This is a genomic window from Bacillus sp. V5-8f (assembly GCF_002863565.1).
GTDB lineage: Bacteria > Bacillota > Bacilli > Bacillales > DSM-1321 > Peribacillus.
The window spans coordinates 1-15485 of sequence record NZ_PGUW01000028.1 but is presented as its reverse complement, the minus strand read 5'-3'; the positions used below and the strand labels follow the sequence as shown (position 1 = coordinate 15485).

General features: G+C 41.1%; 9 protein-coding genes, 1 rRNA gene and 2 riboswitches. All 10 genes read left to right on the top strand.

Features of this window, described 5'->3' with window-relative positions; genetic code table 11:
• The first annotated feature begins 3 nt into the window (after window positions 1-3).
• Window positions 4-2808: a type VII secretion protein EsaA gene (gene esaA / locus CUU64_RS21535; protein WP_101635720.1), complete on the top strand. Its 2805-nt coding sequence runs from the start codon at window positions 4-6 to the stop codon at window positions 2806-2808.
• Window positions 2798-3289, top strand: coding sequence for a type VII secretion protein EssA (essA, locus tag CUU64_RS21530; RefSeq protein ID WP_101635719.1), 492 nt, complete (start codon window positions 2798-2800; stop codon window positions 3287-3289). Before esaA ends, essA begins: the two co-directional genes overlap by 11 nt.
• Window positions 3290-3562: 273 nt before the next feature.
• Window positions 3563-4522, top strand: a complete 960-nt coding sequence (locus tag CUU64_RS21525) for an AAA family ATPase (RefSeq protein ID WP_101635718.1) — start codon at window positions 3563-3565, stop codon at window positions 4520-4522.
• Window positions 4522-5742, top strand: a complete 1221-nt coding sequence (locus tag CUU64_RS21520) for a DUF58 domain-containing protein (RefSeq protein ID WP_101635717.1) — start codon at window positions 4522-4524, stop codon at window positions 5740-5742. Before CUU64_RS21525 ends, CUU64_RS21520 begins: the two co-directional genes overlap by 1 nt.
• Window positions 5739-7943, top strand: coding sequence for a transglutaminase TgpA family protein (locus tag CUU64_RS21515; RefSeq protein WP_101635716.1), 2205 nt, complete (start codon window positions 5739-5741; stop codon window positions 7941-7943). The genes CUU64_RS21520 and CUU64_RS21515 overlap by 4 nt, the downstream gene beginning before the upstream one ends.
• A 69-nt stretch (window positions 7944-8012) precedes the next feature.
• Window positions 8013-8114: riboswitch (purine riboswitch) on the top strand.
• A 150-nt stretch (window positions 8115-8264) separates the two neighbouring features.
• On the top strand, window positions 8265-9785 hold the full coding sequence (guaA, locus tag CUU64_RS21510) for a glutamine-hydrolyzing GMP synthase (RefSeq protein WP_180954715.1): 1521 nt from the start codon (window positions 8265-8267) through the stop codon (window positions 9783-9785).
• Window positions 9786-9892: 107 nt separating this feature from the next.
• Window positions 9893-9994: riboswitch (purine riboswitch) on the top strand.
• 107 nt (window positions 9995-10101) lie between these two features.
• Complete coding sequence (locus CUU64_RS21505) at window positions 10102-11436, top strand: NCS2 family permease (protein WP_101635714.1); 1335 nt, start codon at window positions 10102-10104, stop codon at window positions 11434-11436.
• 475 nt (window positions 11437-11911) lie between these two features.
• Window positions 11912-12754: a glucose PTS transporter transcription antiterminator GlcT gene (glcT, locus tag CUU64_RS21500; RefSeq protein WP_101635713.1), complete on the top strand. Its 843-nt coding sequence runs from the start codon at window positions 11912-11914 to the stop codon at window positions 12752-12754.
• Window positions 12755-12945: 191 nt separating this feature from the next.
• Window positions 12946-15012 carry a glucose-specific PTS transporter subunit IIBC gene (gene ptsG, locus CUU64_RS21495; RefSeq protein WP_101635712.1) on the top strand — a complete coding sequence of 689 codons (2067 nt, stop codon included), beginning with the start codon at window positions 12946-12948 and terminating at the stop codon, window positions 15010-15012.
• A 384-nt stretch (window positions 15013-15396) separates the two neighbouring features.
• Window positions 15397-15485 (top strand): 16S ribosomal RNA (locus CUU64_RS21490); the annotation flags it as partial.

Sequence of the window (15485 nt, the reverse complement as noted above, 5' to 3'; positions counted from 1 at the left end):
GCAATGCTGGAAAAAATGAAACCAATATCGATCATTGGAAAAATGATTGTCATTATACTGCTTCCCATTCTTTTCTTTACGTATGTTGGACATGATCCAATGAAAAAGCAGGAAACGGCAACTAGAAACATTGCGATTGTGAACGAAGATGTGCAAACAGCCTATGCAAAAAAACCGCAAGCCTTTGGGAAGGAAGTAGCCGCAATACTTGATGAAGAGTCAGGTTATGACTGGTTCGTCGTAAACCGTAATACGGCAGAAAAGGGTTTGGAGAATAACCAATATGATGCCGTCATTTATTTTCCTTCAGACTTTTCGAAAAGTATTTTGACGTTTAATGAAACGGAGCCAGTGAAGGCAGGAGTTCATTACAAAATTCAAACGAATCTAAATGCAGAAAACTTGGAAAGAGTGCAAAAGGAACTTGAAATCGCCAAAAATAAAATGAACAAAAAAATCTCCACGTTATATTGGAGTTATGTTTCTCAGTCAGTTGATGATATCCGTAAGAAGTTTGACAACATATTGGAAAAAGAAATTGCTTTCCAGACAACCATGTACAATTTTTACACTCCGAGTTCTGAAAAGCTTGCAGGAGAAATCGAGCAGCACAAAAAAATGCTCGAAAGCGTATTTGCTTCTACAAAAGACGCCGGAAGGACTTCCAATGAAACAGTGGGAGAAATCGAAGCGGCAAAAGCTGAAGTGAATTCCTTCTTAGAAGATGTGAACCTATATAAGGAGTATCAGGAAACACAAGTGGAATTGTTTCAAAAAACCTCCACGGAAAATCAACAACTAGTTCAAGATGGCATCAATAACTATGAATCGACGTTATCCGAAGGGGTACAATCAGTTGTACTAAAACAGGATGATCCAAAACCGGAGTTTACTCTCCATGGAAACAATTTGGAGCAAAGTGTAGACGTTCTGTCGGAAAAAATTAGCGAAAGCAATGCTTCGCTAGATGCCTTAACCAAGGAAATTGAAGAAACAAAGGTCGGCGAACAATTTGATGAAGTGTTACAAATTCAAAAAGAATTAATGAAGAAGTTTAAGGAACAATCAGATATTGCTCTATTGGATGACCTTCAACTAGAGCTTATTGAAGCAAGGAAAAGTTTACAAAACGCTTCCGAGAATTCAAACCCAACCAGTTCAACGCCTGATATCGAGGTATCTCATGCCGCAAAAGCCAGCAAGGTCACGTTAGATGGCTTAAAAGAACAGGTATCCTTGCTTCAAAAAAATGTAGCGAATATAAACCCTGAACAACAGCCAGAGAATTGGGCCGAGATCAATAAAACAATCGCTAACCTTGAAGCCAGCATTAAGACAGTGGAAGGGCAAGTAGTACAACAAGCCGCTACGCAAGAACAACTGATTATCGACTATAAAGAATTGCTTAAAATGTTGGAGGACAAGCTGAAAAATTTAAATCCTGTAAATCCTGCAGAGGACATAATGAGGGAAATCCTTACAACGGAAAAAGACATTCTTGCATCGCCACATTTATCGGAACGCAGGAAAAGTACATTAGCTCAGTTCTTTCATGTAGATATTCCAAGTACCGATATTGAAAAACTTATGCTTTATCACGGCGTGCTCACCTCTTACCAGGATGCTATCCAAAAGTCTTCGAATCCTGAAGATAAACTAATTGATGATATTGTTCAGAATCAGGAACAGCTTGGAGAAATTGAAGAAAATTTTAACAAAACACTGGAAACAACAGTAGAAGGGCTTAAAACAAATTCAAGCAAGATTTTGGGTGTCCAGGATGACTTCAGCACTTTTGCAGGAACAGTATCTGATTTTATCGCCCAATACGACGAAAACGTCATCTTAGAACAGCAGGAGATCCTGGCTGAGCTTGAATCAATCCAGGAAAATGCCGGTTTGGTAACGGCTAATCTAGTGGAAAATACTCAGGTTGCTGAAATCGAACAGTCTCCCGTGGATGATCTCAATGGTGAAATTCTGGTTGCCGTGCAGGACAGTACAGCTGGCAACCTAAAGAGTATAACAGGCCTTGTCAACTCACTTGGCGAACGCCAGACCCAGGTGACGGAATATACAAATGATCTGCAAGCAAAGGTGGGCTCGGTACAGAAGCGGGCAGACGACCTTAACACAAACTGGGCAATGAATGTAGAGTCCACGAAAAAAATAAAAGAGGATGTATATAATGTCCTGAACAATACCTTGGTGGATGACCAACAAAATGGATATGTATATGATTATCTTGCCAATCCAGTTCAAATTAACGGGGATGTACTAGAGGAAAAGACAGACTATACACCACCGATCATCATGCTTGTTATCATTTTGATCAGTGGATTGTTGAATGGGTTTTTCCTTCATCTTTATTCAAATGTTTCACCTCTTGTGCATGCGGCATTATTTACTCTGCTGAATTTTATCGTGGGCTTAATCATCAGTATTTATGGCCTGAGGATCTATCCTCTGGAAGATATGGAGGCTTTGAAATGGACCGCATTCACCGTGCTTCTGTTATTTGTCTGTTCGGCGATTGTCCGAATGTCATTCTACATTGGACCGTTTGTCGGAAGTATACTTGCAATTGCGCTGATTTTATTCTTTACGACGCCGCTTTTGGATTTAATTATGCCGAATTTTAATGTCCAGCATCCCGTTACAGACGTATACATGTCGATTCAATACGGCGATTCGGCCTCCTTTGTACCGGCTATAGCGGTCCTTGCCATAACAGCAATAATTGCAGCTTCTATACCGTATATAAGGAACCGGGCGATTATAAAAAGAGAGGCAGCACATGAAGGGTAAAAGAAGCATAGCATACTATTTACTGCCGCTATGTATCATGGCCCTTCCAGGAATAGGAAGTGCAGAAGAAAAATCTACCGTAAAACCAAATCAATATAAAGAAAAAGAGATTGACCTGCAAACCGACTATTTCCATGAAGAATCACTGCTTGAAAAGAAGCAATCTTTACCGGAGGAACAAAAATCTCTTACGTTTATTAAAGGGGAAAATTTATTCTTTGAATCTGCCCGTCATGGGCTTTTCCAATCTTCCTCTGCAGATAACAACACAATTAAGGCAAAAGCGGAGCAACTCGAATTATTCAGCTCACAAAGTAAAATGCTCTCCAGTTCAAATAAAACGGAAGAGGACAATGGGTTTATTCTGAACCTGACCATTGTGTTAGGGATTATAGCTGTGATCGCAGCCGTTTGTTTGTTCCTGTTCCTTGTTCCCCAAATGGGCAAGGGGGATACCAAGGCACCAAATCGGCAGGGATAAAAACAAAATAAAGAGTGTGGCACTCCCGAATGCACCAGATTAAAATTTGGTATTTTTGGGAGTGTCTTTTCTTTTGCGTTATGCTTAGTGTCAGGTAAAATTTATGTAGGGAAGTAGTTTTACAAGCCGTCAAAAATTCTCTATGAGTTAAGCTGTTTCGGCTTTTTGTAATCTAGTAACCTATCGAATATTGGAGGAAATTGTAAGTTTTATAGCGAATAATATGAATACCATGCATTTTTATAAATATGCCCTTTAAACAGGAGGATCAAGATGATACAGGAAGACAAGCATCCAAGATTAGAAAAGATTTTGGAAAATATTGAAAAAGTTATGATTGGTAAAAGAGAAATTGCTGAGCTAAGCCTGGTTGCTCTTCTTGCTGAAGGACATGTTCTACTGGAAGACGTTCCTGGCGTCGGTAAAACGATGATGGTACGCGCGCTGGCCAAATCGATCAGTGCTTCATTTAAAAGGATTCAATTCACTCCAGACCTCTTGCCTTCTGATGTCACTGGCGTTTCTATCTATAACCCGAAAGAGCAGGAATTTATATTTAGGCCAGGGCCAATCATGGGAAATATCATTCTCGCTGATGAGATTAACAGGACCTCGCCCAAAACACAGGCTGCCTTGCTTGAAGGCATGGAGGAAGCAAGTGTAACAGTTGATGGTGTCACAACACAGCTGGACAAGCCTTTTTTTGTCATGGCCACCCAGAATCCAATTGAATATGAGGGTACGTACCCACTTCCGGAGGCTCAACTGGACCGCTTTCTATTAAAAATGAAAATGGGATATCCGGATATTGAAGAAGAAATGGAAGTTTTGCGCCGTACCCAATATGTCGCGCCGATTGAAGAGCTTGAGTCTGTAATCACCCTTGAAGACCTCAGGCAACTCCAACAGGAAGTGAAGACTGTGCATGTGGACGATACACTTAAACGGTATATAGTTGAGCTTTCTTCCAGGACACGCTCACATAAAAGTGTTTATTTAGGAGCAAGCCCAAGAGGGTCGATCTCGTTAATGAAAGCTGCACAGGCGTACGCCTTCCTGAAGGGGAGAGATTACATTCTTCCGGATGATGTCCAGTATCTTGCGCCAAGTGTTTTTGCCCATCGCATTATCTTAAAGTCAGAGGCAAAGTATGAAGGAATTACGGCAGAAGGAGTTGTGAACGAAATCATTACAAACATTCCGGTACCCGTGAAAAGGCTTGTGAACGGATAATGAAAAAGTTAATGGTTAACCCTCCGGTAAAACTGAAGACAAGCTTAAAATTGGCCGGTCTGCTGACTCTCGTTGCCCTTTCATTTGTTTTTGCCATGTTTCAGGGCGGATTTGTGAGCTGGTTCCTTTTCTACAGTTTTCTCCCTTTTGCCATTTATTCAACCATCCTGTTTATTTATCCTGTTAATCAGTTTGATATCGAAAGAACTCTTAAAAAGAGGGAAACCAGAGCAGGTGATCGAGTCGAGGTTACCATCTTGATCAGCCGAAAAAACAGGTTTCCACTATTTTTCCTGCTCGTTGAAGAAAAGCTGCCGGCTCAGCTGGAACGAACGATGCCAGGAAAAAACAAAACATTGGTGTTTCCTTGGTTGAAAAAGAGTTTTTCGCTCCATTACACGCTTGAAAATCTTCCTCGTGGCGAACACTTCTTTGAAGGGATTCGGGTGAAAACAGGCGACTTTCTTGGATTATTCGAAAAGGAAGTCATGTTTGACCTCCCTGAACGGCTGCTTGTATACCCGGTGTACTCCGAGCTTTCCTATAAACAGTTGGACCATTTGTTTGGTCAGGGACAGGCGGGAATAACAAATCGTTTGCAGCGGGAACAATCTATTGTTTCTGGAGTAAGGGACTATCAGCCCGGTGACCAGCTTTCCTGGATCAATTGGAAGGCGACCGCGAAAAAAAATGACATCATGACAAAAGAATTTGAGGAAGCGAAAAGCCATGACATTTTCCTTGTTTTAGATGAGTCCCCTTCCAAACAATTTGAAGCCATGGTTAGCTATGCTGCTTCTTTTGTCCATTCCATTCATAAAAAGGGAATCCAGTTCGGTTTTTATAGAACGAGTTTGAGCGGGGAAGTTCTGCCCGTTCGTGGCGGTGAGCTTCAAAAAAAGAAAATATTTTATAGTTTGGCGAAGGCGGAGCCAACTGCGTCTGTCCCAGTAAACAGTTTTTTTGAGAGAAATGTTTTGGGTGCTGTTGCCCCCAATGCTTCTTTGGTGATCATTACTAGCAATTTGTCAAGAAAAACAGTTGAGGCAGCCGGACGCTCAAAAACCGGACAGTCTATCACCATTTTATTTGTGAAGAACAATTCGTTATCGAAGGAGGAAAAAACCGCTCGGGAATTTGCAAAAGCAAGTGGAATCATTGTGAAATATATTGAAGAAGGAATACTCGAGGGTGGTATATCAGAGGTGGTGGCCCAATGATTGAATCAAGAAAATATGATTCCTTGGTTCAGCTTGTACTCTATGCGTTTGGTTTTTTCATGCTTTGGGAATGGATCAGGCCCGTCAAAGAGTTGACTGAAACGAACAATATTAAACCGTTTATCATTTTTATGGCGCTCTCAATGGTCCTTCATTATTTCCAGGTCAAGATATGGCTGCGTTATATTGTATTGTTAGTATTTCTTGGGTTTTCGTTGCATCAGCTATATTATGAAACCTCTATTTATAATGCTACGTGGCTTACTGATCTCTTTGGAGAATTTGCAAGTGATGTGTCGTTGTTATTTAAGGCCCGGTTCCTGGAGATTTCTTTTGAATTCCAAACTCTGCTTGTGTTTATTCTCCTCTGGCTTATCACCTATTTGCTGCATTACTGGATTACGGTCAAAAAAAACATCTTTCTATTCTTTATTGTTACTGTGGTCGTTATTTCAGTATTGGACACTTTTACGGAGTACGATGCTTCTTTTGCCATTGTGCGCCTTATTGGCATAGGATTTAGCGCAATCGGTTTTTTGACCCTTTTCAGGCTATCTTCTCAGGAAAAGCTGACCATTTCGGTTCCCTCCCTGAGAAAATGGATCATTCCCCTCGTTATTATGGTTGGATTGAGCTCCTATGTCGGGTTGGCGGCCCCGAAATTGAGTCCGCAGTGGCCTGATCCCGTGCCATTTATCACTTCTTATTCGGAACAGGCTGGAGGAAGCGGGGAAACAAACAGGATTGGATATGGAGTGGATGATACGAAGCTTGGCGGTGGATTTAGGAACGATGATACCGTTGTTTTTCGTGCTAATGCATCTACCTCCCATTATTGGAAGGTTGAATCCAAAGATTTCTATACTGGTAAGGGTTGGGTATTATCACAAGAGGATGATCATTACACTCAATTTGCAAATGGAGAGGAGTTTTCAGGTGGAACGGTATTACCTCCGGGGGTTAATAAAGTAGATTTACAGGCGGATATTTCTGTGGATCTTCCATACACTCATGTGCCGTATCCTGAATCTTCAAGCGTGAATCTAATAGATTCACCTACAGGAGAGGTATACCGTTACTATTTTAACACGGAGCGTATTACATCCTTCAATGAAGCAGGAGGAGCGTTAAAGCTTAGGAGGGTAGAGCTGACGTACTCAATGCCCAGGTTTGATATTAATGAAATGAGAAAGATGAATATGAGAGACGGAATCAATATGGGCCCTGAATTCATGAACCAATATACACAAATCCCAACCGCTTTTCCTGATCGTGTGAAACAGCTTGCAGAAGAGATCACGGCGGGTAAAGAAAATTGGTATGACCAAGCAAAAGCAATTGAGGATTATTTCGACAGCGGGGATTTTGTATATGACCAGAATGACATCCCTTATCCAGAAGAAACACAGGACTATGTCGACCAGTTTCTGTTTGAAACACAAACGGGCTATTGCGATAACTTTTCTACAGCTATGGTTATGCTGCTGCGCTCCATTGATATACCCGCGAGGTGGACGAAGGGGTATACAGAAGGGACGCAAGTCAGCTATGACGGCAATACTGTTTATGAAGTCACAAATAATAACGCCCATTCATGGGTAGAGGTGTTTTTCCCGAATGTCGGTTGGGTTCCTTTTGAGCCGACAAAAGGATTTACCAATATGACGAACTTTTACGATGGTTCAACTGAGGCAGCTGCTGCACTTACTCAACAACAGCAAAACAATCAAACGCCTCAGGCTGCTACAAAGCCTGCTCCTACTAAAGAAGAGGAAGCCTCAAAAGAGAATGCAACACAGCCTGAATCAAACCACCAGTCCAATTGGTTCACCAGTCACTGGAAAACCTTGTGGATTTTCACCGGGGCTATGCTCCTTGTGTGCCTGCTTATCTACAAGTTCAGGGGGAGGTGGCTCCCTAATCTTTTGATTATGGTATACAAAAGAAAAGCGGATGAACAGAGTTTTACCAAGGCTTATCTGATATTATTGAGACAGTTGAACAGGATCGGGTTAAAGCGTCCGGAGGGGCAGACATTACGGGAATATGCTGAACACGTTGACTCCTATTTCCATTCTGGTGAAATGGGCAAAATAACCCGAAGCTATGAGAAGCACATTTACCGTGGAGACCTAAGTTCTGGAGAATGGGAACAAAATCGTAAATTGTGGGAAAATTTAATTAAAAAGACAATCTCTTGACCAGGTTTTTAGTCTGTTGGTACAATTGGTTCATTCTTGTTATTTTAAAAATTACAGTGGGGTGGCGTTTTTGCCTTCCTGCATTACCTTCATATATCCTCGATAATATGGATCGAAAGTTTCTACCGAATCACCGTAAATGATTTGACTATGAAGGCAGAATTAATTCAATGCGTATGCTAGAATTCTGCTTTTATTTTTTGGAAGGTGGATTTCTGGCTTTTTTTGTATTTTATTTCGCATACTATCAATAGTTATATTCGTTTTATTAAGGGAGAGGTGTCAACAGTGCCGGGGAAAACAGAATTGCAAAACCAGGAAATGATCGTAGTGCTTGATTTCGGTAGCCAATACAATCAATTAATAACGCGCCGGATTCGTGAATTTGGAGTCTATAGCGAGCTTCATCCTCATACGTTAACAGCTGAAGAAATTAAAGAAATGAATCCAGCTGGTATTATTTTTTCCGGTGGTCCAAACAGCGTCTACGATACATCTGCTTTTGGCTGTGATGAGAGGATCTTTGAATTGGGTCTGCCGATTTTAGGGATTTGTTATGGCATGCAACTGATGGCCAAGCATTTTGGCGGTGAGGTAGAACCTGCTAAAAACCGGGAATATGGGAAAGCTACTTTGACGGTCCAGAACGACTCAAAGCTTTTTCATGAGCTGCCGAAGGAACAGGTTGTCTGGATGAGCCATGGCGATCTTGTGGTTGAAACTCCTCCCGGCTTCACTGTGGATGGAACGAACCCATCTTGCCCAATTTCAGCCATGAGCGATGAGGCAAGAAAATTATATGCCGTCCAATTCCATCCTGAAGTGCGCCATTCTGTATATGGAAATGAATTGTTAAAGAACTTCGTATTTGAGGTATGCGGATGCACAGGCGACTGGTCGATGGAAAACTTTATTGAAATTGAAATGGAAAAAATCCGTCAGTCAGTTGGTAACAAGAAAGTTCTATGTGCATTAAGCGGCGGTGTTGACTCTTCCGTAGTCGCCGTGCTAATTCATAAGGCAATTGGAGACCAACTAACCTGTATCTTTGTCGATCACGGATTGCTCCGTAAAGGGGAAGCGGACAGCGTTATGAAAACGTTCAGCGAAGGCTTCCATATGAACGTTATTAAAGTGGACGCGAAGGAACGGTTCCTTTCTAAGCTGGAAGGCGTTTCGGATCCTGAGAAAAAACGCAAAATTATCGGCAACGAGTTCATTTACGTATTTGATGATGAAGCGACAAAGCTTGAAGGCATCGAGTTCCTTGCTCAGGGCACTCTTTACACCGATATCATTGAAAGTGGAACTGCAACGGCACAAACCATTAAATCACACCATAATGTCGGCGGGCTTCCGGAAGATATGCAATTTAAGCTAATTGAACCGTTAAACACCCTTTTTAAAGATGAAGTCCGAGCGTTAGGAACTGAACTGGGCATTCCGGATGAAATTGTCTGGAGACAGCCATTCCCGGGTCCAGGACTAGGCATTCGTGTGTTAGGTGCTATAACAGAGGATAAGCTAGAAATCGTACGGGAATCTGATGCGATTCTTCGTGAAGAAATTAAAAAGGCGGGACTAGACCGCGATATTTGGCAGTATTTCACTGTTCTTCCTGACATCCGCAGTGTCGGAGTGATGGGGGATGCGAGAACGTATGATTATACAATCGGTATCCGTGCTGTTACATCCATAGATGGCATGACTTCCGACTGGGCACGAATTCCTTGGGATGTGTTGGAAGTCATTTCGACACGAATCGTGAACGAGGTAAATCATATTAACCGTGTTGTTTATGATATAACAAGCAAACCACCTGCAACGATTGAATGGGAATAAGGTAATTCAATTTTATTTACGAATAATTTCTTTGTTTTTTAAGAAAACATTCGTGTTTTATCTTGACGACATTTTTCTCCAATGTTAGACTAATGATGTTCTTAAATAATATCTATAAAATGATTCTTCGTATAATATTGGGGATATGGCCCAAAAGTTTCTACCAGGCTGCCGTGAACAGCTTGACTACGATGCAAGTAAGGGGAGGCCAGTTGTATATGTTGCCTCTCCTTCATGCATACTATAGTCAGGCCCCGTTCCGGTTGGTACGGGGCCTTTTCTTATATTCGTCGAACATTTGGAGGAGAATAGGAGTATGAAGAAATATTTTCAGTTTGATGAACTCGGCACGAACTACCGCCGTGAATTCATAGGTGGATTAACAACCTTTTTATCTATGGCCTACATTTTGGTCGTCAATCCGCTGACTTTGACATTAAATAGCGTTCAGGATTTTCCTGATGAACTTCGGATGGATTATGGCGCAGTTTTTGTCGCTACGGCATTGGCTGCTGCAATTGGGTCACTCATGATGGGCTTGATAGCAAAATTTCCAATTGCGCTTGCGCCGGGAATGGGGCTTAATGCATTTTTTGCCTTCACTGTAGTTTTGACTTATGGCATCCCTTGGCAAACTGCATTGACCGGTGTTCTAATAGCTGGTGTCATTTTTGTATTGCTATCGTTATCCGGCTTCCGTGAAAAAATTATTAATGCAATTCCTGTCCAGCTCAAACACGCGGTTGGTGCAGGTATTGGTTTATTTATAGCGTTCATAGGATTCCAAAGTGCCGGAATTATCGTAAATAACGATGCTACTTTAGTAGGTCTTGGAGATTTAACAAAGGGCACTACGCTTCTTGCGATTTTTGGAATATTAATAACTGTTTTGCTTTTAACTAGAGGCGTAAATGCTGCTGTATTTATTGGTATGCTGGCCACAGCAGTAGTAGGAATGATATTCGGTTTAATAGATCCGCCAACAAAAATAGTGGGCGCCGTTCCAAGCCTTGATCCTACTTTTGGTGTTGCGTTTGAGGCGTTCTCGAACCCTGCAGATATCTTTAACCTTCAAATGCTGGTTGTCGTTCTCACATTCCTGTTTGTGGCATTCTTTGATACAGCTGGAACATTGATTTCGGTAGCCAATCAGGCTGGTCTGATGAAGGGGGACGTACTTCCTCGCGCCGGAAAAGGACTTTTTGCAGATTCCATGTCCATTGTTGTTGGAGCGATTCTTGGTACATCGCCGACTACCTCGTATGTTGAGTCATCAGCTGGTGTTGCGGCGGGTGCCCGAACAGGATTTTCAGCAATTGTTGTTGCAGTAATGTTTATATTATCATTATTTTTCTTCCCGTTATTATCCGTTGTAACTGCTGCGGTTACTGCACCTGCTTTAATCGTAGTTGGTGTATTGATGGTTGCATCCTTGAAAAATATCGAATGGGACCGTTTTGAAATTGCTGTTCCTGCATTTTTTACCGTTATTGCCATGCCTCTGACATACAGTATTGCGACAGGTATTGCTATTGGATTCGTTTTCTATCCGATCACTATGATAGTGAAAGGAAAAGCAAAAGAAGTTCATCCGCTTATGTATTTCTTGTTTGTAGTATTCCTTTGTTACTTCATTTTCTTAGTGGAATAGCAGTTAAAAATTGGGATCTCTTTCTAGGGATCCCTTTTTGTTGTTAACTGGGAGGGTAGCTTTTGTCTCTTTGCGATCAACTTCTTCTTTCTATTCCTACTGTAAGTACAGGGGTTGTTCATCCATTTTTTACACTGAAGCCAACGCAGTACCTTGGTCGTAAGCAGCTGAATTCTGGATAGCGGCGCTAATTTGTTGATAGGACTCCATGATATATTGATAAAAACTGAAATATGCTGATATAATCTATTAATTCTCGATAAGAGTAAAAAGTTGTTGATAACCTCTTTAATGTCCGGTTAAACAAGCTAGGAAAAAAAGAAATCAACTGTTGCTGCCCAGTTTTTACTTCTCAACAACCCAGGCGAGAGATTTTTTATCGTTTCTTATTATTTGCTTTGGCCTGTTTACTTTACTAACATTAAAGGGAAGCTAAAGATTATTGTAAATGTTAATATGCAAAGAGGTATTAAATATGGCGCCCTTTACTATAAAGAAAATCTTAAATAATAATGTGGTCATTACCGATCATCCTTCTCACGGAGAAGTGATACTCATCGGCAAAGGAATCGGGTTTAATCGAAAAAAAGACGACGAAATTCCAAAAGAGCTTGCCGAAAAGATGTTCGTGTTGAAGAGTGAAAAGGAACAGGAGAATTATAAAAAACTAATTCCGGAATTAGATGAAAAGGTTCATTCCGCTATTATTGAAGGGATTCAGCATATTAGCGGCAAAGTGTCGGAAGCACTTAACGAACATATACATGTGGGGCTGACAGACCACTTAGTCTTTGCTATGAACCGTTTGCTGAAAGGAATGGAAATCAAAAATCCCTTCCTGGTGGAAACCATCAATCTGTATCCATTCGAATACGGGGTCGCTCGTGAAGTTGTCGAAATTATAAAAGAAAAAACCGGTATTGACTTGCCTAAAGGTGAAATTGGGTTTATTACGTTACATATCCATAGTGCCATTACCAATAAAGAGCTATCAGATGTAAATCAACATTCCCAATTAGTGACACATCTTATTAATGTAATTGAAGAGCAATTCCAAACCTCAATAGATAAAGAGAGCGTCGATTATATGAGGCTAATCCGCCATTTGCGCTTTACAATTGAACGAATTATATCAGGAGAAAAAGTCGAGGAACCGGAAAATATAACTTTGCTATTGAAACAAACCTACCCTGTGTGTTATACTTTGGCATGGAAACTGATAAAGATTATGCAGCAGGCTCTGAAAAGGCCAGTATATGATGCAGAAGCTGTATACCTGACCATGCATCTTCAACGCTTGCAAAAGAAAATTAAATAATTTTTTAACCGTTTACTTTACGTGTTACTGATTCGATCAGGCATAAGTGAAGAAAGGTAATTGATTTGGCTTACCAAGGGTATAGTATACCCATATGCCATTCATCGCCTTCTTTGCTTATGCCTTTTATATTGGTTGCGATGTAACCGCTTTATCGGTTTTCTGAAAATAAATTTAGGAGGTTGTTGACCTTGTTTAAGAAACTATTTGGCGTTTTGCAAAAAGTCGGTAAAGCCCTGATGCTGCCGGTAGCCATTTTGCCTGCAGCAGGTATCCTGCTTGCATTTGGTAATGCTCTACAAAATCCAACCCTACTTGATATCGCTCCGTTTTTAAATAATGGCGGTGTTGAAATGGTTGCTTCTGTAATGGAGAATGCGGGAAATATTATCTTTGGTAACCTTGCCTTATTATTTGCGGTTGGGGTTGCGATTGGCCTAGCTGGTGGAGATGGCGTGGCCGGATTAGCAGCCATTATCGGTTATCTAATCATGAATGTTACAATGGGTACAGTACTGGGGATTGATGCAGATGCTGTAAAGAACAGTACGGAATATTCAAGTGTACTTGGTGTCCCAACCCTTTCTACAGGTGTTTTTGGCGGTATTATCGTCGGTATAATTGCGGCGTATATGTATAACAGATTTTTTGAAATTGAACTACCATCATATTTAGGGTTTTTTGCAGGTAAACGTTTTGTTCCGATCGTTACGGCTGCAAGTGCAGTGTTATTAGGATTGATTATGATTGTAATTTGGCCGCCAATCCAGCATGGTCTTAATACTTTCTCGGAAAATATGTTAGGGGCGAACCTTACGCTTTCCGCGTTTATCTTTGGATTGATTGAAAGATCATTAATTCCATTTGGTCTTCACCATATTTTCTACTCACCGTTCTGGTTTGAATTCGGCAGCTATACAAATGAAGCTGGACAAATCGTAAAAGGTGACCAGGCAATCTTTATGAACCAAATTAAAGATGGTGTTCAAAATTTAACTGCTGGAACATTTATGACAGGTAAATTCCCGTTCATGATGTTTGGTCTTCCAGCAGCGGCCCTTGCCATTTATCATGAAGCCCGTCCGGAAAAAAAGAAGGTTGTCGGCGGTCTTATGGCATCAGCTGCATTAACTTCATTCTTAACTGGTATCACTGAACCATTAGAGTTTTCATTCTTGTTTGTCGCTCCAGTTTTATTTGCAATCCACGCGGTATTTGCGGGATTATCCTTTATGACTATGCACTTACTAGATGTAAAAATCGGTATGACATTCTCGGGCGGTTTGATCGACTATATTCTCTTCGGTCTTATTAACCCGCAGACAAATGCATGGTTAGTTATACCTGTTGGTCTTGTATTAGCTGTCATTTATTATTTTGGCTTCCGTTTTGCGATTCGCAAATTCAACCTAAGAACACCTGGACGCGAGCTGGAATCCGAAGAGGCTGAAGACGAAGGACAAGCTCCACAAGCTGGAAGTCTAGCTGGCGATATTCTTGATGCAATGGGCGGACAAGAAAATATTGCTCACCTTGACGCTTGTATTACACGTCTTCGCGTATCAGTAAATGATGTAAAAGACGTGGATAAAGATAGATTGAAGAAACTTGGTGCGGCAGGGGTGCTTGAAGTGGGGAACAACATTCAAGCAATTTTCGGTCCGCGCTCCGAGACGATAAAAGGACAAATGAAAGATATTATGTCCGGTAAAAAGCCAAGAGCTGTTAAACCTTCTCAAGAGAAAAAAGTAGAACAACAAATTGAAGACGTTGTTCCGGAAGCTGCACAAACAGTTGAGAAAAAAGATGAAACGATTGTGTCGCCGATTAAAGGTGAAATCAAGCCGATAACGGAAGTTCCGGATCCTGTATTTTCTCAAAAGATGATGGGTGATGGTTTTGCGATTGAGCCAGAGGATGGACTAATTGTTTCCCCTGTAGATGGGACAATCGTAAATCTTTTCCCAACGAAGCATGCCCTTGGTATCGAATCTCAAGCAGGCCGTGAAATCCTCATCCATGTCGGTATTGATACCGTGAAATTAGAAGGAAAAGGATTTGAAGCGCTTGTTGCACAGGGCGATAAGGTAGTAAAAGGACAACCATTATTAAAGGTTGACTTGGACTACGTGAAAAATAACGCACCTTCCATTATGACGCCAATTGTTTTCACGAACCTCAAAGAGGGAGAGCAAGTGAAGCTTGAGAAAACGGGCAAGGTAGATAGTAAAGAGGAGAATATTATTACTATTCAATAAGGAAGCACCAGAGATCAGGGCAGCTAAACCGTTTAGGTTTGCTGCTCTTTTTCTTTATTCCAAAAAATAACAGTATAAAGTTATAAACATTTGTTGACTTCCTTGTGTAAATGATGATATTATCGTAAACACACAGCAGGTCAACGTAATTTAATGTAAAAAACAATAAAAAGAGTTGACATCATAGCTGTGAAAGTGGTATATTAACAAAGTCGCTTATGAAACAGCGGCAGATTGCTCTTTGAAAACTGAACAAAACAAAGCGCCAACGTTTTTTAATAGTGAGCAAACACTTTAAAACATAGAATCATCGACTAAGTTCGTCACGTCCTGTGACAACGTCGATGCCAGCACATCCATGTGCAAGTGAGCTATTCAAACATTTCTTCGGAGAGTTTGATCCTGGCTCAGGACGAACGCTGGCGGCGTGCCTAATACATGCAAGTCGAGCGGATTTTCGGAAGCTTGCTTCC

What these genes read in the sequence shown, in the direction of transcription:
- CUU64_RS21505 (WP_101635714.1), top strand. Translation starts at nt 10,102, where the DNA reads ATGAAGAAATATTTTCAGTTTGATGAACTCGGCACGAACTACCGCCGT.
- essA (WP_101635719.1), top strand. Translation starts at nt 2,798, where the DNA reads ATGAAGGGTAAAAGAAGCATAGCATACTATTTACTGCCGCTATGTATC.
- guaA (WP_180954715.1), top strand. Translation starts at nt 8,265, where the DNA reads ATGATCGTAGTGCTTGATTTCGGTAGCCAATACAATCAATTAATAACG.
- CUU64_RS21525 (WP_101635718.1), top strand. Translation starts at nt 3,563, where the DNA reads ATGATACAGGAAGACAAGCATCCAAGATTAGAAAAGATTTTGGAAAAT.
- esaA (WP_101635720.1), top strand. Translation starts at nt 4, where the DNA reads ATGCTGGAAAAAATGAAACCAATATCGATCATTGGAAAAATGATTGTC.
- CUU64_RS21520 (WP_101635717.1), top strand. Translation starts at nt 4,522, where the DNA reads ATGAAAAAGTTAATGGTTAACCCTCCGGTAAAACTGAAGACAAGCTTA.
- glcT (WP_101635713.1), top strand. Translation starts at nt 11,912, where the DNA reads ATGGCGCCCTTTACTATAAAGAAAATCTTAAATAATAATGTGGTCATT.
- CUU64_RS21515 (WP_101635716.1), top strand. Translation starts at nt 5,739, where the DNA reads ATGATTGAATCAAGAAAATATGATTCCTTGGTTCAGCTTGTACTCTAT.